We start from the raw sequence: 26592 nt of genomic DNA, 5'->3' as shown, positions 1-26592 counted from the left end.
GTTAACCTATGTTTTTAGTGATTAGGAATAACCATCGGAATGATGGATGCCACAAGTAATAACGCCATAGTAATATTAAATATTCGTTGTTGGCGTTCATTTTTAAGAATGCGTTTTAAGGCAACACCAAACCCAAGCCAAACGATGGCGCAGGGAAATGCGACGCATAAAAATACACTGGCAATAGTGATAACTTGAGGCGTAAGATCCTGTTGTACTGTGGTGAATGTGGCTATTGCGCCAACAGCCATAATCCAGCCCTTTGGATTGACCCATTGAAAAGCCGCTGCTTGCAGGAAGCTAAAAGGCTTGCTGATTTTTTTACCTTCCATCTTGCTGCTGCTATTGGCAATAAGCCATGACAGGTATAACAAATAGCTTATTCCGAGCACTTTGATGATGGTATGTAGAATAGGGTAGGTTTGAAATACCGCTGCCATGCCTAAACCAACAGCAAGGATCATCAACGGAAATCCAAGGCTAATCCCCAGCAGGTGAGGTACACTTTGTTTAATACCAAAGTTAACCCCAGAGGTCATTAACATGATGTTGTTAGGGCCAGGGGTGATACCTGAAGAGAATGCAAATAATGCAATGGCGAAGACCAGTTCCATTTTGAGTACAATTTATCCGAATCAATATCATTAATGGCTCGCATTCTAACCAGTAACGCAATGACAATCTAATAAAAATTTAATGCGGGTAAATACTGGTTAATAAATTATTGTTATCTTAGGTTTATAGGGGTAGTTTTAGGGACTAATTTTTTTAAATATTTTTTAAAGATAGTTTGTAAAACACCACAACATGCCTTCTGAGTTCGGCTGGCGAAAATAAAATAAGGCTATTATTTATGTTTAAAAACGTTAACCAAGTTATTTTTTCTACATGTCTTGTTATGCTAACAGCGTGTTCCTCTTCCAATATTGAGTCGACTCCAGTAAGCCGCATTACTATGGTTACTAGCGGTGATTTATCTTCTGTAGCCAGCACGTATGCCTGGCATGCAAGCATGTTTTCTGTCCATACGGCCAATAAAATAGATGAGCAAAACTTAAAAATTCATTTACGTGGGGCAGTTGATAAAGTCATGGCTGAAAAAGGCTATCAAGTGGTTAATTACAATGACTCTCCACAAATGACGATTGGTTTTGGTATGGCATTAGCATCCGAGATGAGCGATGCAGAAATTTTAGCTAAAGCCGGATTAGTGCCCGGGCTTGCGACTCAAGGTGTGGATAGCGAGCATGAAAAAGGTTCTGTACTAATTGCCTTGTTTAATCCGCTTGTCGAGCAACCTTTTTGGCGAGTATTAGCGCAAGGGTTTACCGAACCGAATAATGACATGACACAAAGAGAAGCGCGTTTTGATAGTTTAGCCAGAATAATGCTGAGTTCGGTTCCCAAAGCTGGGTAAATTACAGCCATTTAATTAAAAACAGCGCTTAGTTCTACGCTGTGGCGAGTCCAGGCGCAATTGGGTTGAAACGATAAAATCAGAGGGAATAATCTCAGTATTAATGAGTTAAACGCAATTCATGTCGGTGTTCCTGGTTATAACGTGAAGCACAGACACTACAACGTTGTTCAGTGAGGTCGCTTTGTAAGCGTGATGCTTCTATTTCTGACTCACAATCAGAACATAGACCATATAAGCCTAAATCAAGTTGACATAATGCCGCATCCAAACGCATTAAGCGTTCAAATAAACAGCAGTCGGCCAGCTTTAATTCGCTGAGATAATCGATAAGGTTAGATAAATCCATTTGCTGAATAATACTAAGCTGCAAATCTTCGAAATGTTGCTGAATAAGCTCAAGACCAATTTTTGATCTAAGCGTGATTTCAATTTGTGATAATTGCGCTCGAATGTTCTGATTTTTCACAGCATAACCTTTATTAGAGATGAGCAATATAGCATGCCATTTTACGAGCTTAAAAATAGATGAGTTATGATGAAGATCAATTCTGAGTCAGGTTTTAGCCGTCAAATAACCGATGTAGATTAAGCTTTGTTAATCTACACTGGCAAGAAAGACACTTAACTAAAAAGTTGATAGGAAAAAGGAGCAGATATTTAATTGAGGTCGTGTTGTGCTTTATTTAACACAGAAACAATTTCATTGGCGGTTTTAAATACTCTCAGTTCACGAAATAAAGCATCCGCCTCTGGGTATTGTCGATTCAAATAACAAAACCATTGTTTAATCCGTGCTGGCAAGTAATCGGCTTTTTTACCATTCAATTGTTTATCGGTATAACCGAGCAATAAATCTAAGGTTTCAGTCCAAGTATAGGGTTGGCTGCCATTTTTGATACAGGCCCCTAAATTAGGCAATGAAATTGCACCACGACCGATCATAATGTCACTACAACCGGTGACTTCCATACAACGTTTTGCATCGGCTTCATTCCATATCTCACCATTGGCAATAACTGGTATAGGTAAGCGCTTTTTTACTTCTGTAATGTATTCCCAATAAGCGGGGGGTTTGTAACCATCTACTTTACTGCGAGCATGAATCGCTATTTCACTCGCTCCTGCTTCATATATGGCTAGGGCATTTTCCATAAACAGTGATTTATCTTCATAACCTAAACGAATTTTAGCGGTAACGGGTTGATCTGCTGGCACGGCTTGGCGCATAGCTTTTACAATATTATGCAGGTTGTCAGGGTATTGAAGTAAGACGGCTCCACCTTTATTTTTGTTAACAATTTTTGCAGGGCAGCCAAAGTTAACATCTACACCACGAGAACCAAGTTCAACCGCACGAACGGCATTTTCAGCCATCCACTCAGGGTGTTGACCCAATAATTGCACTCTTACTGGTGTGCCATTAGGTGTTAAACCGTTATTGTGCAGTTCAGGGCACAGCTTATAGTAGACTTTTTCAGGTAATAGTTGATCCACCACGCGCACAAATTCGGTGACCACTAAATCAAAAGGGTTAATAGTGGATAAAATATCGCGCATCAAATCATCAACTACGCCTTCCATCGGCGCTAATACAAGTCGCACAGCATTCTCTCAGGTTAAAATAAAGGGCGCTATTTTAACCTGAAACTCGGATGTTGCCAGTGTTAGTTTTATAGGTTTCAGCTTAAAAAGTAAAAACGTATTGAAACCATCAAGATATGCTCTATGATTAACTGACTTTGTTAATTTCTAACAGCTTTAAGGATGATAAATGTTGATCAAGTTAAAATTATTTTAAATTGTTTGAAATTTATTATTCAGTCGCTAGGTCTTTATAAGCAAGCCAGCAATGATGTTGGTCATCATTCAATTATTTTACAAGGAATCAAAAATGAACTCAATTAAGCAAACTACCTTAGCAGTGGCTTTAGGCGCAGTAGTAATGAGTGCTGGCATGGCAACAGAAGCACAAGCAAACCCATTTGGATTTGAGCAACTTACCCAAGGTTACCAATTAGATGGTGGCGAAGGTAAATGTGGCGAAGGCAAGTGTGGCGCCGAGATGAAAAAAGCTGCTGAAAAAGCCAAAGAAGGTAAATGTGGCGAAGGCAAGTGTGGCGGCGAGATGAAAAAAGCTGCTGAAAAAGCCAAAGAAGGTAAATGCGGCGAAGGCAAGTGTGGCGGCGAGATGAAAAATGCTGCTGAAAAAGCCAAAGAAGGCAAGTGTGGCGGCGAGATGAAAAAAACTGCTGAAAAAGCTAAAGAAGGTAAATGTGGCGGTAACAAATAAGCACAATTTTACCTAAATAGTTATTTTTAAAATAAGGCCTGTTTTCAGGCCTTAAGTTTATTATCAATAAGTACTTTGTTGTAAGGATTTGTCTATGTCTGTTGCCCATCAAATAATGCCTAATGCTATGGTTGGTTTAGGTCTTAGGCGGGAAATGCTGGACGAGTTCTGTCAGTATACCCCTAAAGCGATTGAGTTTTTTGAAGTTGCACCTGAAAATTGGATGACTTTAGGCGGTAAATACGCTCGCCAATTCAAACAGCTTACTGAACGGCATCCTTTTTTTTGTCATGGACTATCATTATCAATTGGCAGCCCAGCACCACTTGATACCAATTTTGTCAAAAATATCAAAACTTTTTTAGACTCGCATAATATTAATATATATTCAGAACACTTAAGTTATTGCTCTGGTACGGGGCATATGTACGACTTAATGCCTATCCCGTTTACTGAAGAGGCGATCATACATACCGCCAAACGTATCAAGCAAGTTGAAGATATTTTAGAGCGACCTTTTATTGCCGAAAACGTGTCTTTTTATGCTGCCCCTCGGTGCACAGATGAGTGAGTTAGCGTTTGTTAATACAGTGCTTGCTGAAGCGGATTGTAAACTGTTGCTCGATGTGAATAATATCTATGTGAATTCCGTTAATCATCAATATGACGCTAATGCATTTTTGGCGGCTATGCCTACAGAACGTATCGCTTACTTGCATATCGCTGGACATTATCAACAAGATATTGACTTGATGGTTGATACTCACGGGGCAGATGTTATCGATCCTGTATGGGCATTGCTGCAGGAGTGTTATCGCATTCATGGGGTGAAACCCACCTTATTAGAGCGTGATTTTAATATTCCGCCGACAGAGGTATTATTGCAAGAAATCAACCAAATACATGCATTTCAACAGCAAGCAACCGCGGCACTAACCTTGAGGAAAGCCTAATGGAATTTACAGCCATTCAACAAGGCTTTATGAATTATATACGTGATCCTAGTCAACCATTACCCGAAGGCATTGAGCCTAGGCGAATGACTATTTACCGTGAATTATTCTTTAATAACATTAATGGTTTTATTTCTAGTGCATTTCCGGTGGTTAAAACCCTGTATGATGAGCAAGATTGGCTTGCGTTAGTGCAGCAGTTTTTTGTTGAACATGATTGTCACACGCCTATATTTATTGAAATAGCAGGCGAGTTTTTAACGTTTTTACAGCAGTATCAATTAAAACCCACTGACCCCATTTTTCTATTAGAGCTGGCGCATTATGAATGGTTAGAATTAGTGGTGGCCACCACTCAAGCTAGCCTAACACAACAAAGATTAACCATTGAGCAGTTGGCTACTTGCCCGTTACAAATGTCTGCGTGTGCCAAAGTGGCGCAATACCAATTTGATGTACAACATATAAGTGTTGATTATCAGCCAGTTGAACCACCAGGCAAGCGCAATACTTTTGTGTTTATCGTGACGTAGATGACGAGGTAGCATTCTTACAATTGAACCCACTAACGGCACAAGTATTAGCATTAGTTGCACAGCGTACCGATTTAACAAAACCAAGCCAGCCGCAAAAAAGCGTTACATTAGCGGAAATAGTGAGCTGGTTAACAGAGCAATACCCACAAATGCAAACCGAGGTATTGACCAATGGATGCGTGAAAATGCTGTCGCAAATGGTAGAAAAAGGCATTGTTGTGACCAGCCGATAAGCGTGCCAATAAAAGCCATAAAATATTTAAGGTTTTTATTGTCAATGTTTCCCAGTAAAATACCGTCGTTGTGATCAGGTTCTCGTTTTGCGGACGATTTTTAACGCGAAATGTTAACTCGAGCACAGGTCATACATAACCAAGTACTTTTGCCCAAGGAAATATCATGAGCGAGCCGTTTAAAGATCCATTCAACATTCTGTATTTAATTGGTTTTGTTGCTGTTTTACTTATTCCTACCCTGCCAGCGACGTTAACTTGGTTAAAAGTATCTGGCTTAATTTAAACCTATAATTGGGTTATAATAGCCAGCATGACCAGAGCCACTCATTTAGAGTGGTTTTTTATTTTAGGGTGGCTAAGTATGATATTAAAGCGTGGCTTATATCTTTGCGTAGGACTACTTAGTTTCGTGCTTGGCATCATAGGTATTGTTGTACCTTTACTGCCAACAGTGCCTTTTATTCTATTGGCTGCCTTTTGTTTTGCGCGTTCAAGTGACAAATTGCACTTATGGTTAATGACTCATCCTTGGTTTTCTGAAGCGTTAATTAATTGGCAAACTAAACGGGCAATGAATAAAGCCTTAAAGCGCCGCGCGATGATAATGACCACATTAAGTTTTGGGTTAAGCATCATCATTGTGCCCATTGTGTGGGTAAAAGTAATACTGTTGTTTATGTTATGTGGTTTGTTACTTTATTTGTGGCAGATCCCAGAGTTAACAGAATAATTGCACAACAGTTGCAAGCCATAGACAACAGGCTTAAGATCCCTTCTATAATTAAAATAGTCCCCAGTGGGGCTTTTTTATTGCCATCACATTTAAAGAGTTTTCATTATGATGAATAAAGACAGTTTAGCGCTGATTAAGCAAAGCATTAAAACCATTCCTGATTACCCTAAAGCGGGAATCATGTTTCGCGATGTCACCAGTCTGCTAGAAAATGCTGAAGCTTACAAAGCCACTATTGCTTTATTGGTTGCGCATTATCAATCCAAAGGCTTTACCAAAGTGGTCGGTACTGAAGCCCGTGGTTTTTTATTTGGTGCACCTTTAGCGCTTGAACTCGGTATCGGCTTTGTTCCTGTGCGTAAACCAGGTAAATTACCGCGTGAAACCATCAGTCAAAGCTATCAGCTAGAATATGGCAAAGACACATTAGAAATTCATGTTGATGCCATTAATGCCAATGACAAAGTGCTAGTGATTGATGATTTATTAGCGACCGGAGGCACAATTGAAGCCACGGTTAAATTGATTCGCCAATTAGGTGGTGAAGTCGAACATGCTGCCTTTGTGATTTCCCTGCCTGAAATTGGTGGTGAAGCACGCTTAAAAGATATGGGCATAGAAGTATTAAGTCTATGTGAGTTTGAAGGCGAGTAAGCAGTTTAATTAGCAAGATCAAATTGTCGATAAAGCCAGCTAATAGCCGCCAAACAATAGCCTGTAGCTGTTTTGCATGTTATTGTTTGGCATAATTAGCGGGATCAATTCCCGAACTGTGTTAGCTTGGGGAATTGCATGTCTTATCAGGTGTTAGCCCGTAAATGGCGCCCTGCCAAATTTGAACAAATGGTCGGTCAAGCGCATGTATTATTAGCACTGACCAACGCATTAAGTCAGCAACGTTTACATCACGCCTATTTATTTACCGGCACCCGTGGGGTAGGTAAAACCAGTTTAGCGCGCCTGTTTGCCAAAGGCTTAAATTGTGAACAAGGTGTGACGGCAAATCCTTGTGGCGTATGTTCAAGCTGTGAAGAAATCGCCCAAGGTCGATTCGTCGATCTCATTGAGGTGGATGCCGCTTCACGAACCAAAGTTGATGACACCCGCGAATTATTAGATAACGTTCAATATCGTCCTTCGCGAGGCCGTTATAAAGTCTACTTAATCGATGAAGTTCATATGCTTTCGCGTAGTAGTTTTAATGCCTTGCTTAAAACCTTAGAAGAGCCTCCGGAACACGTAAAATTTCTGTTAGCAACAACTGATCCGCAAAAGTTACCTGTAACTGTGCTATCACGTTGCTTGCAGTTCAATTTAAAAAGTCTATCCCAAGAAGAAATTGCTAAACAGTTAGATTTTGTCTTAACCCAAGAGCAATTACCCTTTGAAGACCAGGCGCTGACCTTATTATCTAAAGCCGCTAATGGCAGTATGCGTGATGCATTAAGTTTGACCGATCAGGCTATTGCCTTTGGTTCGGGTCAAGTGATGCATCAACAAGTGCAAACCATGCTAGGCAGTATTGACCAGCAGCAGGTTATTGCACTACTAAAAGCGCTTTGTGATGCTGATATTGAACCCTTAATGCATACCGTTGCTAAAGTATTAGCATTTGGTGCTGATGCGCAAGAAGTACTGCGTAGCTTGCTAGAATTGCTGCATCAAATTACCTTAACTCAATTTGCGCCCGCAGCAGCGCAGTCATCTTTATACAGCGAACAGATTTTGGCTTTTGCCCAGCAAATATCCGCAGAACAGATCCAACTTTATTATCAAATGCTACTTGCTGGACGTAAAGACCTCCCTTTTGCCCCCGATCCTAAATCAGGTTTAGAGATGGCTTTACTGCGCGCGGTGGCATTTGTGCCAGAAAAGCAGGTTAAACGCTGGATAACAGACACTCCGGCTAAAGTCGATTTGACTGAGGCCGCGCAAACATCGCAAGAGGTCACAGAGACTCGCCCAAAGTCCGCAGCTGAGAATGTTACTGAACAGGCTTCAGTAGCTGTTACTGATGATACGATTCGCGCCGATGCAGCGAGTTTAGATGGCGCCAATGTTGAACATGTTGGCGCAGTAGTCAGTGATGCCGACAGATTAGTTGAGCAAAGCACGCTGTTATCTGAACCAGTTCAAACTTCAACTAAATCTCAACCTCAAGATGACCTTGACGATAAAACTGTGCTTGATAATGAAGATGATGCCGCCGCAGAGTTAATTGCCCAGCAGGCCATGTTGCTTAATCAGGCAGAAAGTATGGGCTTTGCACGTAATAGCGATGATAGCAAAGACACTGATGATAATGAGACTAGTGACGTAAGTCTTCAATCTCAAACCGAAGTCAATGCTGCGGGCACTATTGGGCCTGATGTTATTGATAATAATCAGTTAAGCGGTCACTTGAATGTACACTTAGAGGATCACTTAAATGATCAATCCTCTGTCACCGACTATGTTGATTATGGTGACATTCAAGACGATGATGAGGACGACCAAGATAATAGTCACTATGAAGATTATCTTGCTTATAATCAACACTCTGCAGGAGATGCGTCATTATCACCTATTCAGCCTACAGAAGAGCTTAGAGCTGATAATGAACCATTTGATTCATTAGACGTTTCATCCGTTCAGCAACATGATGACAGCGAAAATAATCCCCCAGTATTGGTTGAATTGGATGATGATCCATTAGATGACATTCTTGATCTTGTATTAGCCAGTCGAGACACTTTATTGGCTGAAGTCATTGCCCATAAAGCACAGGATGAAGTCGATGCTTCACATAAAAAAGCGGCAGATAAGCAGCAAGTGAAGCAATCTAAGCTTGGTAGTGTAAGCACTCTTGAGCTTAAAAGTCATGATAAAATAGCCCCACAGCAGTCATTAGCCCAAGATGAAGTACCGCTAACTGTAACAGCAGAATCAGCTTCTAATTCTACCACTACAGTGACAGCGCCTATTCAAAATGCAGACTCTTATCAGGCTGATACTGCTTATGACAGACCACCCTGGGAAGCACCTACAGATGAAGATCTAGCTCAAAAAACATCACTAGCATTACCGCAAAGTGAGCCTTTGAGTTTATCTTCAGAGCCAATATCAGAGCCAGAAATAACGTCTGTGTCTGCCAGTCATGCCAATATGATGACTGATATTGATACTCAGCAGCATGTGCAAGCTGAGTCTATAGCTTCAATTGCACCCGCTATAAGCCAGACGACGATACCGATAGCAACATCGACAGCATCCACTATTACAACGTCCACAATGACCGATGTTACGGTTATTGGCCATGAAATTACTGGCCATGCTGTCGACTTACATTGGTATCAAGTGATGGCGCAAGTTAAAGTCGGTGGACGTGTTAGACAGCTTGGGGTGAACTCTTTATGTAAAGCGGTGTCAAATCCGATACAACTCACCTTAAAGCCGGATCAAAAACACCTGTGTGCTGATATTGCTATTGGGCAATTACAAGCTGGATTATCAGCTTTTTTACAACAAGATATTCAAGTGAATATTGATATTGGCCAAGATCCACAACGGGAAACGCCGCTAGAGTTACGCAAACGTTTTCACCGAGAGTTAGTGTTACAGGCTAAGCAATCAATATTAACAGATGACAATGTAAAGTGGATGATAGATGAGCTTGCTGCACAATTAGATGATGACTCAGTGGTGTATCCACCAGAGCAGCTTAATACTGTGGCGGAACAAATTCCCGCATTACTCGGGTAAACGCCATTTATGGGCAAAAATTCACTTGTTATCCAATTCATCGCTTCGATATAGTGAAGTTTGACAATCGCTATTAGGCGTTAACCTTCACTTTGAATAGGTATAAGCTCGCAAATTTATATTAACCCGTTTGCTAATCTGATTAATTTCAGTAAAATCAGGTTAATTTTGGCGACTTGCTATAACTCAAATTATTTAATAGAGAAAGAGAAAAGATTATGTTTGGAAAAGGCGGCATGGGCAACTTAATGAAGCAAGCCCAAATGATGCAAGACAAAATGGCCAAAGTGCAGGAAGAAATTGCCCGTATGGAAGTTGTTGGCGAGTCAGGCGCAGGTTTAGTGAAAATCACCATGACGGGCGCACACAATGTACGTCGTGTTGAAATTGATCCAAGTTTAATGGAAGACGATAAAGAAATGCTGGAAGATTTAATTGCAGCAGCATGTAATGATGCCGTTCGTCGTGTGGAAGAAAATCAGAAAACTAAAATGGCCGACGTTACAGGTGGTATGCAGTTACCGCCAGGCATGAAAATGCCATTCTAACGATGAGACCTATTACGGCGGTTTTAGTCATAAAATTGTGGTGATAATAAAAAGCTCAAGCCGTTATAGCTTGAGCTTTTTTGATCTTAATTTATAACAGACCCTAGTTATTATAGGCGCCACTGGCATAATGTAACTCATAGCTGTGGCTGTAAATTTCTAAAATATTACCAAATGGATCTTCCATATAAATCATACGGTATGGTTTTTCACCCGGATAATAGTAACGGGGGCTTTCATGCGTTTCTTACCGCCAGCGGCAACAATCTTCTCCGCTAAGCCTTCAACATCAGGGTCTTGAACACAGAAGTGGAAGATACCGGTTTTCCAGTATTCGAAGTTGCTCTCTGGATGTTGTTCTCTGGATTTTCTTGATTATTGAACTGAAATAATTCTAGCCCAATTACCATTGGGGTAACTGGCCTTAGTCCTGAGGCTAAGTATGAGCATAATTCTAGCGCTAAACTATGGCTGTTAACGCTGTATTTATATCAGTAAACTTGAAGGTAAATCCTTCTGACAATGCATGTGAAGGTAATACATATTGACCTTCAGTGAGTAGTTCAGACATTTCCCCCATGGCCAATCTTAACGCTAAAGGTGGCGTGATAATCTTTGCTGGACGATTTAATGCTAGGCCTAAGGCTGATGAAAATTCGGCATTACTAACAGGGTTAGGTGCGGTGGCGTTGTAAATGCCTAGTGTACTAGGTGTGGTTAACATCCAGGTGATTAAACGCACTAAATCATCTTGATGTATCCAGCTCATGCCTTGTTTACCTTTGCCTATAGGGCCGCCTAAGCCCAGTTTGAATGGCGGTAGCATCTTGCTTAAAGCACCACCATTTTTGCCTAGCACTATGCCAATACGGGCAATGCACACCCGTGTTGTCGCTGAGTTTGCTTCAAGAGCCAGTTGTTCCCATTTTTGACATATTTGATGGCTAAATTCATCATAAAATTGACTTTGCTCATCAACTGGCTGATCACCCTGGCGACCATAGTAACCAATAGCAGAAGCACTAATAAATGTATGTGGTGGTTTTTGGCTTGAAGCGATTAATTGACTGAGTTTTTGTGTAATATCCCATCGGCTTTGACAAATACGTATTTTTTGGTTTTTAGTCCAGCGTTTCGCCACAATAGGCTCACCAGCCAAATTGATTACCGCATCGAAGTTATTTAAATGGCTCAGTTGGTTAATATCTTCAATAAAAGTGTGATGGGTACCGAGCACTTTTGCAGCACGTTCAATGTCGCGAGAGAGGATGGTTAATGGGTGATCGGTTAGTTTGGCAACCAAATGTTTACCAACAAAGCCTGTAGCACCGGTTATCAATATATTCATACGCCCTCTAGCCAATTAATTATCATTCGAATTTACATACGCAGTAGCATATTAGGCCGATCACTGTCCTGACGCATAGCGATAATTAAACAGACTTTTGATAACAAAGTTCCATAGATACTGAGTCGGCAAATCTAAGCGCATGTGGCTTGTCTATTTCAACACTGGCAAACTCAACCCAGTCATGCTCACTGGCAATCTCTAAGGTTTGGTTAGTTAAGTTTTCCAGTAACGAGAAACGATTATTTTCAATTAAGGAAATGATTTTTTTAGTTATAGTGCGATAATTGAGCGCGTCTGCTACGTTATCACTGTTACGCGCCTTGTCAGCGCAGTAATGAATGATGACATTAATGATTACATCTTGTTGATTTTGAATTTCATCTTCTTTTATGCCGATATAGGTGCGTAAACGAAGATTTTTTATGCGTATAATAGCGGTTTCTGAGTTCATAATATGTTCGAGTAATAAATGTTTTTCAATGAGTAAGCTTAACATAACTAATTTCACACTTAGGTAGCAACAAGGATTTTTCTTCTATGAAGGATATACATCAATCGTCTATGGCGATTCGCAGTTTTATTATAATGGCCTGTGTGGTTATTATTCTTGCAGGTATTAAAACCGCTAGCCCCATTGTCGTCCCTTTTGTTTTATCCGCTTTCTTAGCGATGATTTGTAATCCCGCCATTACATTAATGTGTCGATTCAAAATACCTAAAGCTCTCGCTGTGTTACTGCTGATGTTATTTATTGTGCTGATTGGGTTATGGTTAGCCAGTTTAGTGGGCAGTTCTATTACTGAGTTTTCAAAACAACTGCCAGTTTACCGTGCGCAATTAATAGAACAGTTTGCTTGGGTGTTAGACCAGCTTAGGTCGTTCAATATTAATATTTCCCGCGATAAAGTATTAGAGTATTTTGACCCCGGCATGGCGTTAAGTATGACTACCAATATGCTGTCTGGCGTGGGTAATGTAATGGCTAATTTGTTTTTAATTATTTTGACCATTGTATTTATGCTATTTGAAGCGAAAGATATGCCTAAAAAGTTCCACCTGGCATTAGATTCTCCTGACATGCGTTTGCAGCAAATTGATAAATTTTTAAGTTCAGTTAACCAGTACATGATGATCAAGACCTTGGTGAGTCTGGCTACCGGTATTATTGTTGGCATTGGGTTATCGATTATTGGCGTCGATTATGCGCTGTTGTGGGCTGTCATCGCTTTTTTATTCAATTATATTCCTAATATCGGCTCAATTATTGCCGCTATACCGGCTGTTTTATTGGCTTTTATTCAGTTTGGTCCCGGCGCTGCTGGGGCAACCGGATTACTTTATCTTGGCACCAATATGGTAATGGGAAATATGGTTGAGCCTAAATTTATGGGTAAAGGGTTAGGGCTGTCAACCTTAGTGGTTTTCCTTTCATTAATTTTCTGGGGCTGGTTATTAGGTTCTGTTGGCATGTTATTATCAGTACCGCTGACTATGGTAGTTAAAATTGGTATGGAGTCGAGTCAATCAAGTATGTGGTTAGCCATTTTACTCGCTGATAATGTCGACGATGCCGAGGATAAAATGATTGAGTTAGACACAGAGACCCAAGCCGGTAGTGAAGAGCTCGAGATAGATAATGTACAGGTTGAATCAATCGCTGCAGTGAATAAGCTCGATGATACAGATGATGAAGTAAGTCAGAAGAGTTAATACTGTTAACTCATATCTACAGCTTTAGCACTGGTTAAGCGCCAGTGTTAGAGCGATCTTAATAAGCCAATAATCCTTAAATGTTAAGGTATTAATAGCCATCAATAACTTCCACTTAAAATAGAACGATAAGAGAATACATTATATTTATGTCTGGATTAATAACAGCCTTAAGTCAATTTGCTTTTGATAATGAGGTTCAGCGTGTGTTTCATGGCCGTGGTGGTTTGTTTCAAGGTGAAGAGCATTTGTGTCTTGATTGGTACCCTCCAGTGCTATTGCTGACCAGCTTTAAATCATTGGATGAGTTAGAACAGCAAGCCTTGTTTAGCGCTATTACCCATCAATATCAGCAACAAGCCAGCGCTGAACCGCTTAACTTAGTGTTTCAACATCGTAGCGGCGGGCAAACTGTTACTGAATTGGTTTGTGGTAGTGTACCAGATAACCATGTGGTCACAGAGCAGGGAGCCATGTTTAATGTTCATCTGATGCGTGGTCAAAACCATGGCTTGTTCTTGGACATGGCTAATGGTAGACGCTGGGTGAGGCAGCATGCTCAGGGCAAGAAAGTATTGAATCTATTTGCTTATACCTGTGGTTTTTCGGTTGCCGCCTTGCTGGGTGACGCGGACGAAGTCGTCAATATGGATATGAGCAAAGGTGCATTAAGTATAGGTAAGCAGAATCATGTTCTCAATGATTTACCACACGGGGCAAGGTATCTTGGCCATGATATTTTTAAATCCTGGGGTAAACTGACTAAATTAGGCCCCTATGATTTAATTATTGCCGATCCGCCAAGTAATCAAAAAGGCAGTTTTGTGGCGACTAAGGATTATGAGCGTTTATTGAAACGTTTACCGAGCTTACTTGCTCCAAATGGTGAGGTGTTATTGTGTTTAAATGCACCAGAATTAGGTTGTGATTTTTTAATGCAACAAGTCGATGATACCGCACCGCAATTGCATTATATTGAGCGTATCGCCAACCCTGATGTTTTTGCTGATATAGATGAGCAAAAATCGTTGAAGGTGTTACGTTACGCTATGATTTAAACATAGTTAAGTGCTATTTCTGCTTTAGACCAAGCTCTCAATAGCATAATTGTTGAGAGTTTGATTCCATTTATCGCTGTATTTTTCTGCTCTTAACCTTCTCATTTTAACTTTCATATTTCAATTTTAGCTATCGTCATTGAATGCCAATAATAATCCTGTCCCCCTGTTAATATTTAATCGATAAATTACACACATCAGTTACATATTATCTAATCGTCGTTTCCGTATACAGATCACACTTTGGTTACATATCTGACTTATATCACCCACAGGTGGTAGTAAAAAAGCTAAATTACGCTAGGCTTAAATACGTGGTTTCATTATTAAAGTGAGCTTTGTTTATCGATGTTTATGTTTAAAAACGGGGTGTTGAGTAATAGTTTGTCTATTTTAATGATCTAGATCAAATAAACACATGTTTACCAATTTGTGAGTATATAGATTGCAAACGGTTTAGCGTTAACATCCACGTAAAGCAAAATAATGACAGTGACTTAATTGATTAAGTCCCCATTCCAACCACTCTTGGAGGCTCCATGAGTAAAGACATTAAAAGTGAAAAAAGTCTCGAATTGAAAATTTTTATCTTCTTGACTGTCTTCCTTGCACCTATTTTATCTGTGCTGCTTGTCAGTGCACTAGGCTTTAGCATCTGGTTTAGCCAAATTTTAACGGGCCCACCAGGTGTTGGTTAATATAAAAATTAAAAATAAACATGTGAGTGTGATTAATGAGTAATGAACTTCACGTAACCAGTTTAATTGTCCAAGTACGTCCAGACAAAATGGCTGATGTTAGACAAAAAATTATGGCAATCAAAAACGCAGAGCTTTCAGCAAACAATGACGTCAAGCTTGTTGTGGTGATTGAAGGTACAAGCCAAAGGTCATTAATGGATGATATTTCGACAATTAATGCATTACCTGGCGTGTTATCAGCGACCATGGTTTACCACCAAAGTGAAGAGCTTGAAGAGGGTGAGATATGAAAATGAACAGACGTGATTTTATGAAAGCTAATGCCGCAATGGCAGCAGCAAGTGTCGCTGGATTAGCATTGCCCGCAGCAGCAAGCAACCTAATTACCAGCTCAGAGCAAACAAAGCTTGAATGGAATAAAGCGCCTTGTCGTTTCTGTGGTACAGGTTGTTCTGTGATGGTGGCCACTCGTGATGGTAAAGTTGTTGCCACCCATGGCGATGCTAATAGTGAAGTTAACCGCGGCTTAAGCTGTGTTAAAGGTTATTTCCTATCCAAAATTATGTACGGCCGTGACCGCTTAACTTCGCCTATGTTACGTATGACAGATGGTAAGTATGACAAGCACGGTGAGTTCACTCCAGTAAGCTGGAGTACAGCCTTTGAAACAATGGCACAAAAGTGGAAAGCAACCATTAAGGCAAAAGGACCGACAGCCGTTGGCATGTTTGGTTCAGGTCAATGGACTGTGTGGGAAGGTTATGCCGCTGTTAAGCTAATGAAAGCTGGCTTTGGTACGAATAACATCGACCCTAATGCGCGTCACTGTATGGCTTCGGCTGTTGCTGGCTTTATGCGTACCTTTGGCATTGATGAGCCAATGGGTTGTTACGATGATATGGAAGCGGCTGACGCGTTTGTATTATGGGGCTCTAACATGGCGGAAATGCACCCGATTTTATGGACGCGGGTAACTGATCGCCGTTTAAGTGCACCTCATGTAAAAGTGGCGGTATTATCGACCTTTGAGCACAGATCGTTTGATCTAGCTGATTTGCCAATGGTATTTAACCCGCAAACAGATTTAGCCATTCTGAACTTTATTGCTAATTACATTATTCAAAATGACAAGGTTAATTGGGATTTTGTTAATAAGCATGTCAATTTCCGTAAAGGCACCACAGACATAGGTTATGGGCTACGTGCGACTCATCCTACCCAGATGAAGTCTAAAAATGCCGATACCGCCAACGATTCAACCCCAATCGATTTTGAACAGTTTAAAAAGTTTGTTGCTGATTATGATGTTGAATCAGTAAGTAAGCTTTCAGGTGTTCCTGAGCACAAACTGCTTGAACTTGCCGAGCTTTATGCTGACCCTGAAAGAAAAGTCACTTCATTTTGGACCATGGGTTTTAACCAACACACTCGTGGTGTTTGGTGTAACAACTTGATGTATAACATTCACTTACTTGTGGGTAAAATTTCAACTCCAGGTAACAGTCCTTTCTCTCTGACAGGTCAGCCTTCTGCCTGTGGTACCGCACGTGAAGTGGGGACTTTCTCGCACCGCTTGCCTGCGGACATGGTGGTGACTAACCCTGAGCACAGAAAAATTTCTGAAAATATTTGGAAAATCCCTAGTGGTATTATTCCTGAAAAGCCAGGTTACCATGCCGTTGAGCAGAGCCGCCGCCTTAAAGATGGCGACTTAAACTGTTATTGGGTACAAGTTAATAACAACATGCAGGCCGGACCTAATATTAACGAAGAAGTCTTACCAGGTTACCGCAATCCAGAAAACTTCATCGTGGTGTCAGATGCCTATCCAACAGTCACGACCCAAGCCGCTGATATGATTTTACCAACAGCCATGTGGGTTGAGAAAGAAGGGGCTTATGGTAATGCTGAACGTCGTACTCAGTTCTGGCATCAAATGGTCAAAGCACCAGGAGAGTCTAAGTCAGATTTATGGCAGCTAATGGAGTTTTCAAAATACTTCACCACAGACGAAGTCTGGCCTGAGGCAGTATTGGCTGCAAATCCTCAGTTTAAAGGTAAGACTTTATATGAAGTCTTGTATCAAAATGGCAATGTTAATAAATTCCCTGTTACTGATGCGGATCCTAAGTTTCTTAACGATGAAAACCAAGCGTTCAATTTCTACGTGCAAAAAGGGCTGTTTGAAGAGTACGCCACCTTCGGTCGTGGTCATGGCCATGATTTAGCTGACTTTGATACCTACCATAAAGAGCACGGTCTGCGTTGGCCTGTAGTTGATGGTAAAGAAACTAAATGGCGTTTCCGTGAAGGTTCAGACCCGTATGTCAAAGCTGGTAAGGGATTTGAATTCTATGGCAAGCCAGATGGTAAAGCGGTTATTTTCGCACTACCTTATGAGCCCGCAGCGGAATCACCTGATGAGGAATACGATCTTTGGTTATCAACCGGTCGAGTACTTGAGCATTGGCATTCAGGCTCAATGACTCAGCGTGTTCCAGAGCTTTATAAGGCTTTCCCTGATGCAGTGTGCTTTATGCATCCTGAAGATGCTAAAAAGCGTGGCTTACGCCGTGGTGATGAAATTAAAGTCATCTCACGTCGAGGTGAAATTAAGACTCGTGTTGAAACTCGTGGTCGTAACAAGCCGCCAGTGGGCTTAGTGTTTGTACCTTGGTTTGATGCAAGTCAACTGATTAATAAAGTGACCTTAGATGCTACCGATCCAATATCTAAGCAAACAGACTTTAAAAAGTGTGCCATTAAGATTATGAAGGCATAAGGGGAAAACACATGAATATTATCAAAGTTGCGTCAATCGTTGCGATTTTAGGTTTATCATTTAGCGTACTGGCGACCAGTGTGCCTGAAGACCAAATTGACACTTTACGTTTGGCGCCAATCAATATTGAGCCAACGCCACCTGCAATGCAGAAAGTGCTTAATACCGACTTGAAGCAAATGCGTAATTATCCAATGCAACCACCTTTGATCCCTCACAAAATTGATGGCTACCAGTTGGATTTGAAGGTCAATAAGTGTATGCAGTGTCATGCTCGCACTAGCACTGGGCACTCTCAAGCGCCTATGGTTAGCGTGACTCATTACATGGACAGAGACAATAACTTCTTGGCAGAGCTTTCTCCAAGACGTTATAACTGTACCCAGTGCCATGTGATTCAATTAGATGCCAAGTTGTTGGTCGAAAACGACTTTGTCGACCTCGAACATCTAATGAATGCCACTAAACCTGCTAAGCATTAGGAGCGATTATGTTGGCTAATTTGTTGGAAAAACTAAAACTGCTTTGGAAGGTACTTAACCGTCCGAGTGTTCACTACAGCCTTGGTTTTTTGACCTTAGGTGGATTTGTCGCTGGGGTGATTTTCTGGGGGGGCTTTAACACCGCTTTAGAAGTCACCAATACAGAAAAATTCTGTATTGGTTGTCATGAAATGGAGAATAACGTTTATCAGGAATTACAAAGCACGATTCACTTCACTAACCGAAGTGGTGTACGTGCAACGTGTCCTGATTGCCATGTTCCCCATAACTGGACTGATAAAATTGCCCGTAAAATGCAAGCTTCAAAAGAAGTTTGGGGCAAGGTGTTTGGTACGATTAACACCCGTGAAAAGTTTGAAGCGAAACGTCGCCATTTAGCTGAAAATGAGTGGACACGCTTGAAGGCAAATGACTCACTTGAATGTCGTAACTGTCATAACTTTGATTACATGGATTTTACGCGTCAATCAAAGCGTGCGTCGCAGATGCATTCCACGTCATTGGCAAGTGGTGAAAAAACCTGTATCGATTGTCATAAAGGGATTGCACACCAATTACCTGATATGGCGGGTGTAGAAGGCTTCTAATCGTTGTTAGCTATACACGAAAAGGCCAAGCAATTTGCTTTGGCCTTTTTATTTTTATGGTGAATTTTTAAAGTAAAACAATGTAATGATTGATTACAATTCGACTTGCCTGTTGATCACATCCACTAAATACGCGGTAAAATCATGGCCATGGTTTTGTAACATTTTAGGGAACATTGAAATTGGCGTTAAACCTGGAAAGGTGTTGATTTCATTTAATAGAATTTGATTGTCAGCGGTTAAAAAGAAATCAATTCGTGATAAATGACGTAGCTTCATTCCTTTAAATGCTTTGATAGCATAAGCGCGAATTTGTTCACTAATGTCGTCGGGGACATTAATCGCTTCGATAAAGGTTTTAGCTTTGCTGTTAGTGGCATACTTTTCATCGAAGCTATAAAAATTATTACTGTCGCAGACAATTTCACCTGGCTTTGTCGCCACAATTTCACCTTGGTATTCATAGACGGCTACTTCAAGCTCTCTGGCAACTATGGTTTGCTCGACAATCACATAGGGTGAATAGCTAAACGCTTCTTTTAATATGCTGGCAATTTGGGTTTTATCGTCGACTTTATAACACCCGACAGATGATCCCTGAGAGGCTGCTTTAATAAATAACGATCCCCATTTATCAAACGCTGCAGTCGTTTGGGCTATCGCGTCATCATCATATTGATGCAGGAAAATATACGGTGTATTAGGTACACCTAAAGCGCTAAACCACATTTTGGCGGTGATTTTGTTAAAACAATTACTCGATGCTTCCGATTCACAACCAAAGTAGGGCAATTGAATTAAATTAAAATAGGATTGAATATCGCCGGTTTCAGCAGGGTAACCATGAATACAAGGAATAACATAATCTACCGGCCATGTTGGTATTGTCTCATCTTCAAAACGCACTTCACGGCGGTTAGTTAGCTCACATACATCACCGTGTTGGTTTTTGTAATGTCCGTGCTTATCTAGCTCTAAACGTAGTACCGAGAATTTATCTGACTTAGCCAGTGATGACTCAAAAAACTTAACCGACATTAATGAAATATCGTGTTCCGCGCCGCCACCGCCACATAACAGTAGCAGATTAATTTTTGGCATGCTTGCTCCTAAAAATGAATAAAATAGGGCTAGATGAATGCGCCCTGAAATGACCTGCTTATGATAAAGATCCACACTGGGTCATGGCAAGTAGAGGTTAACAATATTTCAGTTATAAATAGCAGAATCGTCTAGCACGTTTATGTAAAGTAATTTGCATCAACTCAGTTATCATAAACTCAATAGGCATAGGCTAATTGATTTAATCTGCATCAGTATCGGATGCCTGAATACGTTTATGTGTTCCATAAACGCTGCGCTAACCCTGATGCTCGAGTGGTGACTTGTTTTGCTGCACGTTCAAACACCGCGGTACTGCCTAAGCAATAGAAATGATTTTTTGCCCGGTAATCGCGGTATAAAGCAATTCTTTGGTCAGCAGTTGCCACTGTGCAACACTTGGCCTTGGCGGCAACACAAAACTGACTTGATCAAACTCACTGCCTTGGGATTTATGTACCGTCATGGCATAACAGGTGTCATGCTTAGGCAGTCTTGCGGGCAATACTTTCAATAAGTTGCCATCAGCTTGAATAAAGTGTGCCATTAACCGAGCTGGATTTTGCTGATCCTGCAAAATTAGGCCGATATCACCATTAAACAAGCCTAAATTATAATCATTGTTTTGAACTATGATTGGCCGTCCAAGGTAAAACTCTTGCTTAGGTTGAATAAGTTGAGCCTGGCGCAAACTGTCGGTAATCGCCACATTCATTCCGTCGACCCCGTATTCAGATGCGCGCATGGCACATAACATACGGTACTGATTATATTGCTCAATAATTTGTTCCGCGCCATAAACCTGTGTGTTGGCGACATTATTATTAAACACATTCTGATTAAAATGAATCATATCTAAGTACGGCTGATAAGCACTGACTGACAAGGCTAATAATTGCTGTTTACCTGCATTGTCTAGATTGGCGCTGATTTTATTGGCACTGTTCTGATTGGAATGGGTTTGATGCTCAAACCAATTTAATTCAGCATAACCGTGTTGCCAAACCTGTCTAATATGGCTGACATTAGCGTCATTGACCGCGTTAGCTAATTGACCAATACCGGCATCGCCTTTAAATCTGTGGCTATGCATCAACATACATAAGCTGTCGCCAAACTGATTGCCTTTACTCTGTATGCCGGTGCTATTCGAGTCGGTGCTATGTGTCTCAAGTGATTGAGCGTTATTGACTTTGAGGCTATCAACAAACTGACTCACATCCTGGCCTGTCAGCCGTTTAATATTGTCAGCTTGTTGCTGGCTATAATGCATACGCCATGGCGCCAGGTTTGTTTGCTCTGCTTTGATGTTAGCGTTTATGCCTGTTGTTGCAGTTTGTTTTAACCCTTGGCAAATATCCGCTAGCACGGCACCGGCCTCAACTGAGGCTAATTGGTCTTGATCGCCTAACAAAATGAGTCGAGCCTTGTCTGGCAGTGCGGTTAATATTTTGTTCATCATGGGTAAGTCGACCATGGAGGCTTCATCAATAACCAGTAAATCAAGCCGCAGTGGATTGTCTTTGTTATGCCTAAATTGGTGCGAGTGCGGTATGACACCGAGTAAACGGTGCAAAGTGGCGGCGTCTTCAGGTATCGCTTCTAATGCTACTAGAAGTGCGGTTAAGAGCGCTTGAGGCTGATGGTTATCAGCTAAGCTTTGTCTTAAACGATTTTTAGATGCTTTAATCGATTCACTCAGTCTAGCGGCCGCTTTACCTGTTGGGGCAACTAAGCGAATGGTCATATTCTGCTGAGTCAGTAATAACAGCAGTAACTTGGTGACTGTGGTGGTTTTACCCGTACCTGGGCCGCCTGTAATTACCGCAAGTGCTTTAGTGAGCGCGGTTGCAGTGGCTATTTTTTGCCAGTCGAATTGATGATTAACTTGTGGCGGAAATAAATTATCTAAGTAGCTTGGCAGTAATGGGTTGTCGGCCGGTATATCAATACTGGCAAGTTGACGTAATTTTTGCGCCACTTGAGTTTCAAATACATAGTATTTATTTAAATAAAGTCGGTCGAATTCGATAACCATCGGGGTATTATCGCCAGGTTTACCCACTGCATTTAGCTGGCTAAGCTGCTTAATTAAGTGATTGTGGTCGACAGTGATTTGGCATGATGCTTGAGCCCCAACGGCAAAAGGGTGGCTACCAATATCTTCAGCCATAGGATTGGCCAGCACAATATTATGCAACACTAAACAACTGTGCTGATTAGATAATTGCTGACTGAGTAGGGTACAGATTAATAACAATAAATCACTGTTTTCTTGGTCAACTGTATCGGTATTTTCGCTTCCATTGCTATCGCTCATTGGCATAATGGTTGAGACAGTCATGTTTTCAATGTTGGCTAGCTCAAGAGCAAAATGCCTATCCAGCGCGGTGATCAATTTTGCTTGTTGCCACTGTTTAAGCAATTGTGCCATAGGCAGTAAAGTCGTTAACATATTATCGCTTCTCCGCGCCGCGTTCGTTTGCACTATGGTTGTTATTATCAATACTTGTATGGGCATCAAGTTCTGGGGTTGAAAATAATTTATCTAACTGATCAATAAGGGCTGCGTCAGGTTTATCAAAAAAGACCCCAGAGCCAAGCGCATCCAGGCTCATGCCCCTGAGGAATAAATAAAAACAGCCGCCAATATGTTGATGGTAGTTATAATCTGGCATCCGCAGGCGTAAATAGCGATGCAGGGCTAAAGTATACAGAATGTACTGCAAGTTATATCTGTGGCTATTGATGGCTTTAGCCATCGCAGTTTGGTTGTAATCCTGCAGCTGGTGGCCTAAGTGATTTGACTTATAATCTGCAATATAAAACTGACCTTGATGCTCGAAGGTTAAATCGATAAAGCCTTTTAACATCCCTTTTAAGGTATCGAAGCTGAAGTTGTTCTCATAACCAAATTGGTCTAATAAGTGATTAAGCTTTTTGGCATGTAGCTCAGTGATGGGTAAGTAAAACTCCATTTCTACCAAGGTTTGTTGGGGAGTTAACTCTTGTAAACAAATTGGGGCGAGATCAGCTTGATGCGAGCTATTCTGCACGTTTCTATCTAAGGATTTCACTAAGGGGGTGGCTAGAATTTGTTGATACCACAAGGTTAACGGGGCCAACCAAATTTGCTGATCAAAACCATATTGTTGCATCGCTTTGATTAATGCCGGTTGCAATTCAGTGTCTGCTTGGGTGAAATCAAATAGCTCTAATACTAAATGCATGAAACTACCCGCATTAGCGCCGCGCTCAAAGCTGAAGCGGTCTAAAATATTTGCCGCAGGTAGCACCACTTCTATTAGCGCTTCTTCGCTAAAGTCCTCATCATCGGCGCCGGGGAATGGTTTTTTCATGGGCAAGATGTTTGACTAACCCTGAGTAACTGCCCACACGCCAAGGTAACCCCAGTTTTCGAGTGGTTTGTTTGGCTGCATAGGTTCGCTGGGTATCGATATTGTCGACTAATACTGTAGTGTCGATAGTGTCAGCCACTTGGCTAACACTAATAGCATCAATTGTGGCTAATTGTGCCACTTTAGCCGCCATTTGTTCGCCATCACAATCTTTATCAGTAATACCTAATAAATAGCCTATACCGGTTTCATGCAGTTGCGAGCTAATGCCGGCTTTTAATTGCCTTGATTGGTTGGCGATATACAGGTAACAGGCATAAATGGGTCGGGTTAGCGCCACGTATAACAAGCGTAAGTCTTCGGCTAAGGTTTCACGCTTATATTGCTCCCAACCTTCATCGCTACCATAAATATCCCAAATTAACTTACCTTGGCTATGGTATAGCATAGGCTCAGGGCGGCGATTACCTCCTCTGGCTAGGCTGATAAAAGGCACAAAACAAATAGGGTACTCAAGTCCCTTTGATTTGTGAATGGTGACAATTTGCACCAGATTTTGCTCGCTTTCTAACCGCAGTTGTTGTTCATCTTGGCCCTGAGTGCCGAGCAGTTGTTGCTCAAACCAGTTAATTAATGCACTGCTACCGTCAAGCTCCGTGGCCTTTTGTTGCAGTAGTTCACCTAGGTGACGAAAATCAGTTAAGCGGCGCTCGCCACTTGCGCTGATACTCATAAACTCATCGTCATCAGCTGTGGTTGAGCTTAAGTTTGAGTCAATGTCTGACTCTAGTTCTGCTCCTGACTCGGAAGAGGTAGTCATGACAGGCTTAGCTAATAGTCGATGCACTAAGCGAGTGTCATTAGCCAGACTCAGTAACGCAGGCATAATGCCGCTTGATAACCACAACTGGTGCCAGTGAGTAAATAAATCTAACACTTTTTGACGCAGTGCTTCGTCTTGATTAAATTGATGAATTTTATTGGCGTTGTAGCCGATTAACTCAGTCGCTAACGCTGCACGAATGGCACGCTCATCTTTGGGGTTAGCTAATGCCCGCAGAATAAGGGCGGTCTCTTTGGCTTCATTGGTGTCAAATACACTATCGCGACTTAAAAATACCGCGCCAATGTTGCGGGCACTTAAGGCGGCTTTAATCACCGCAGCTTCGTTTCTGTCCCTGACCAATACCGCAATATTTTTGGCAATTAATGCTTCGCCGTTTATCACGCATTGGCCGGCCTGTGCTTCTGTTAATAAGCGGGTTATTTCTGCTGCGGCGTCGTTGGCAAGTATTTGACGTGCGGTAGTTTTGTTTAATCCTGTTTGCTCGTGTTCTTTAAGCAGTTTGATCCGCAATGCCGCTGTTTTTTCGCTTGCTTCAATCAATATCTTTTTTTGCGCAGATGCTGGGGTTTTTACCGGATCATAGAGAATAGCATCACTGATAAATGGGTCTTGGTGCTGATTGAAAAAATGATTAACACCGTTAACTAATTGTGCTGACGAGCGGTAATTGGTATCTAAATTATAGTGCGCTTCGGTCTGATTACGGGCATTAATATAGGTAAAAATATCAGCACCGCGAAAGGCATAAATGGCTTGTTTTGGATCGCCAATCATTAAGATGCCTATGGCGTTGTTAGGTGTGGTCGATTGTTGTTCGGTAATGCCAGAGCCGCCCGCTTGTGAGCTGTGCGGATCACTTTTTGGCGCTTGATATACAGTATTGAATATTTGAAATTGTAATGGGTCAGTATCTTGAAACTCATCAATCAGCGCAATTGGAAAGCGCTTTGCGATGGCATTGGGCAAGGTATCAGGATTATGCTCAAGCGCTTTGGCAAGGCTAGTTAACAAGTCATCGGGTGTCATCAAATTACGTTGATGTTTCTGTTGAATAAACCGTTGCTTAATGCCTGCTTGAGCACGAACTAAAAAGGCAGGAATAATGGCATTGATTAATCCCAATAACCGCTCGATATGATCCAGTAATGGTGCATCCTGCGCTGATGGAATTTCACCGCCTTTATTTAATCTCAGCTCTGATAAGGCTAACTGCTCCATTGGCTTTAACGGCGGTAAACCTTGGCCGTAACTAACCCAATGGGTGAGGTCATCGAATAATTGCAGCAATTTAGGGTAACCATCGGCTTTTTTACCAAAGCGCTGACCATTTAAGGGTAAATCCACTAACAGCGCTAACATAGCTGGGTGCTCTGTAGGCCAGCGTAATTTAAAACGCTGTAGACTTTGCACTAATGACTCAGACAGTTTAATAAAATCTGGCGGCGTGTCAGAGGCTATCGCTTGGCTAGCACCGAGTAACGCGCGCACCTTTTGAGCCAGTTTTTCTGGCTCACCAAAGGTATTACTGATCTGTTGGGCTAAAAATAATGGCAGCGGATAACAGGCTTCGCGCCAAAAATCGCGCACCGCATGGTGTAAATACTCACTGTCGTCTAAGGTGAATTCTGATTCAAATAACAATGACGATTCAAATGCCATATCGGCCAAAATACGCTGGCAAAAACCATGAATAGTGAAAATAGCGCCTTCGTCGAGTGACTTAAGTGCCAGATCAAAGCGTTTTAACGCAATGGCGCGTTCATCCTCTGGGATCTGCTGATAAAGCTGCTCAACAAAGAGATCATCTGTGGTGACGCCTAAAAAACGTTTATACGCAATTTGGATCCGTTTACGTATTCGATCTCGCAGCTCTTCTGTAGCCGCATTGGTAAAGGTAACCACTAAAATTTGTTCACACAGTAACGGTGCTTGGCCGCCATGACCTAACAGCAAACGTAAATATAACCCTGAAATAGTATAGGTTTTACCTGTGCCTGCGCTGGCTTCTATCAGGCTAGACCCTGCAAAAGGTAAGTTGAGCGCATCCAGTGCTGACACGGTAATATTAGCTGACTTGGCGTTATTCATAAGTGATATATCTTGCTCCGATACTGTGCGTCTGCTGTTTGTTATGTT

The 26592-nt window shown here is 41.5% G+C and carries 19 protein-coding genes and 5 pseudogenes; 15 read left to right on the top strand and 9 right to left on the bottom strand.

The annotated features are described in order from the left end of the window. Positions 1–14 precede the first annotated feature (14 nt). The gene (locus L0B17_RS13235; protein ID WP_235085431.1) at positions 15–614 is read right to left on the bottom strand and encodes a LysE family translocator; all 600 of its coding nucleotides are present in this window, start codon (positions 612–614) and stop codon (positions 15–17) included. 239 nt (positions 615–853) lie between these two features. Between L0B17_RS13235 and L0B17_RS13230 the strand changes: the two genes are divergently transcribed. Continuing rightward, on the top strand, positions 854–1417 hold the full coding sequence (locus tag L0B17_RS13230; protein WP_235085429.1) for a DUF4136 domain-containing protein: 564 nt from the start codon (positions 854–856) through the stop codon (positions 1415–1417). Between the two features lie 100 nt (positions 1418–1517). On the opposite strand, the gene L0B17_RS13225 is transcribed toward L0B17_RS13230, so the two are convergent. Together L0B17_RS13225 and L0B17_RS13220 are read right to left on the bottom strand one after the other, a co-directional pair. Next, a complete protein-coding gene (locus tag L0B17_RS13225) occupies positions 1518–1886 on the bottom strand; it encodes a TraR/DksA C4-type zinc finger protein (RefSeq protein ID WP_235085428.1) in 369 nt (122 codons plus the stop codon). A gap of 191 nt (positions 1887–2077) precedes the next feature. Continuing rightward, positions 2078–3022, bottom strand: a complete 945-nt coding sequence (locus L0B17_RS13220; RefSeq protein ID WP_235085426.1) for a tRNA-dihydrouridine synthase — start codon at positions 3020–3022, stop codon at positions 2078–2080. A 289-nt stretch (positions 3023–3311) separates the two neighbouring features. On the opposite strand from L0B17_RS13220, the gene L0B17_RS13215 reads away from it, so the two are divergent. From L0B17_RS13215 to L0B17_RS13185, 7 genes and pseudogenes are all read left to right on the top strand, one after another. Beyond that, positions 3312–3710 (top strand): HvfA family oxazolone/thioamide-modified RiPP metallophore, encoded by a 399-nt coding sequence (locus L0B17_RS13215; protein ID WP_235085425.1) that lies wholly within the window; start codon positions 3312–3314, stop codon positions 3708–3710. A gap of 112 nt (positions 3711–3822) precedes the next feature. Beyond that, positions 3823–4663 (top strand): annotated as a pseudogene (locus L0B17_RS13210) (HvfB family MNIO-type RiPP peptide maturase). Beyond that, positions 4663–5432, top strand: a pseudogene (locus tag L0B17_RS13205) (HvfC family RiPP maturation protein). Before L0B17_RS13210 ends, L0B17_RS13205 begins: the two co-directional pseudogenes overlap by 1 nt. Before the next feature lie 364 nt (positions 5433–5796). After that, entirely contained in the window at positions 5797–6165 is a 369-nt protein-coding gene (locus L0B17_RS13200) for a YbaN family protein (RefSeq protein WP_235085423.1), read from the top strand. 105 nt (positions 6166–6270) lie between these two features. After that, a complete protein-coding gene (gene apt / locus L0B17_RS13195) occupies positions 6271–6822 on the top strand; it encodes an adenine phosphoribosyltransferase (protein WP_235089817.1) in 552 nt (183 codons plus the stop codon). A gap of 138 nt (positions 6823–6960) precedes the next feature. After that, positions 6961–9909 (top strand): DNA polymerase III subunit gamma/tau, encoded by a 2949-nt coding sequence (dnaX, locus tag L0B17_RS13190; RefSeq protein ID WP_235085422.1) that lies wholly within the window; start codon positions 6961–6963, stop codon positions 9907–9909. Between the two features lie 218 nt (positions 9910–10127). Continuing rightward, a complete protein-coding gene (locus L0B17_RS13185) occupies positions 10128–10457 on the top strand; it encodes a YbaB/EbfC family nucleoid-associated protein (protein ID WP_235085420.1) in 330 nt (109 codons plus the stop codon). Between the two features lie 103 nt (positions 10458–10560). Here L0B17_RS13185 and L0B17_RS13180 read toward each other — a convergent pair. The 3 genes and pseudogenes from L0B17_RS13180 to folX form a co-directional block, all read right to left on the bottom strand. After that, a pseudogene (locus L0B17_RS13180) lies at positions 10561–10861 on the bottom strand (VOC family protein); the annotation flags it as partial. A gap of 56 nt (positions 10862–10917) precedes the next feature. Beyond that, complete coding sequence (locus tag L0B17_RS13175; protein WP_235085419.1) at positions 10918–11805, bottom strand: TIGR01777 family oxidoreductase; 888 nt, start codon at positions 11803–11805, stop codon at positions 10918–10920. Positions 11806–11890: 85 nt separating this feature from the next. Beyond that, the gene (folX, locus tag L0B17_RS13170; protein WP_235089816.1) at positions 11891–12259 is read right to left on the bottom strand and encodes a dihydroneopterin triphosphate 2'-epimerase; all 369 of its coding nucleotides are present in this window, start codon (positions 12257–12259) and stop codon (positions 11891–11893) included. Positions 12260–12345: 86 nt separating this feature from the next. On the opposite strand from folX, the gene L0B17_RS13165 reads away from it, so the two are divergent. From L0B17_RS13165 to L0B17_RS13135, 7 genes are all read left to right on the top strand, one after another. Beyond that, positions 12346–13518, top strand: coding sequence for an AI-2E family transporter (locus tag L0B17_RS13165; protein ID WP_235085417.1), 1173 nt, complete (start codon positions 12346–12348; stop codon positions 13516–13518). A gap of 149 nt (positions 13519–13667) precedes the next feature. Beyond that, the gene (locus L0B17_RS13160) at positions 13668–14576 is read left to right on the top strand and encodes a class I SAM-dependent methyltransferase (RefSeq protein ID WP_235085415.1); all 909 of its coding nucleotides are present in this window, start codon (positions 13668–13670) and stop codon (positions 14574–14576) included. A gap of 539 nt (positions 14577–15115) precedes the next feature. Then, positions 15116–15274 carry a periplasmic nitrate reductase, NapE protein gene (locus tag L0B17_RS13155; protein ID WP_235085414.1) on the top strand — a complete coding sequence of 53 codons (159 nt, stop codon included), beginning with the start codon at positions 15116–15118 and terminating at the stop codon, positions 15272–15274. 35 nt (positions 15275–15309) lie between these two features. Continuing rightward, complete coding sequence (locus tag L0B17_RS13150) at positions 15310–15567, top strand: chaperone NapD (RefSeq protein WP_235085412.1); 258 nt, start codon at positions 15310–15312, stop codon at positions 15565–15567. Between the two features lie 2 nt (positions 15568–15569). After that, positions 15570–18059, top strand: a complete 2490-nt coding sequence (napA, locus tag L0B17_RS13145; RefSeq protein ID WP_235085410.1) for a nitrate reductase catalytic subunit NapA — start codon at positions 15570–15572, stop codon at positions 18057–18059. Positions 18060–18070: 11 nt separating this feature from the next. After that, on the top strand, positions 18071–18541 hold the full coding sequence (locus L0B17_RS13140; RefSeq protein ID WP_235085408.1) for a nitrate reductase cytochrome c-type subunit: 471 nt from the start codon (positions 18071–18073) through the stop codon (positions 18539–18541). A gap of 20 nt (positions 18542–18561) precedes the next feature. Then, positions 18562–19149: a cytochrome c3 family protein gene (locus L0B17_RS13135; RefSeq protein WP_235089814.1), complete on the top strand. Its 588-nt coding sequence runs from the start codon at positions 18562–18564 to the stop codon at positions 19147–19149. 93 nt (positions 19150–19242) lie between these two features. On the opposite strand, the gene L0B17_RS13130 is transcribed toward L0B17_RS13135, so the two are convergent. The 3 genes and pseudogenes from L0B17_RS13130 to L0B17_RS13120 all read right to left on the bottom strand — a co-directional run bounded on the left by L0B17_RS13130 (position 19243) and on the right by L0B17_RS13120 (position 26544). Then, positions 19243–20250, bottom strand: a complete 1008-nt coding sequence (locus L0B17_RS13130; RefSeq protein ID WP_235085407.1) for a D-alanine--D-alanine ligase — start codon at positions 20248–20250, stop codon at positions 19243–19245. Between the two features lie 236 nt (positions 20251–20486). Further along, a pseudogene (gene recD, locus L0B17_RS13125) lies at positions 20487–22705 on the bottom strand (exodeoxyribonuclease V subunit alpha). A gap of 1 nt (position 22706) precedes the next feature. Continuing rightward, positions 22707–26544 (bottom strand): annotated as a pseudogene (locus tag L0B17_RS13120) (UvrD-helicase domain-containing protein). Positions 26545–26592 lie beyond the last annotated feature (48 nt).

The organism is Shewanella sp. OMA3-2 (assembly GCF_021513195.1).
Lineage (GTDB): Bacteria > Pseudomonadota > Gammaproteobacteria > Enterobacterales > Shewanellaceae > Shewanella.
The sequence above is the reverse complement of the archived record's forward strand: the minus strand, read 5'-3'. Positions and strand labels throughout refer to the sequence as shown.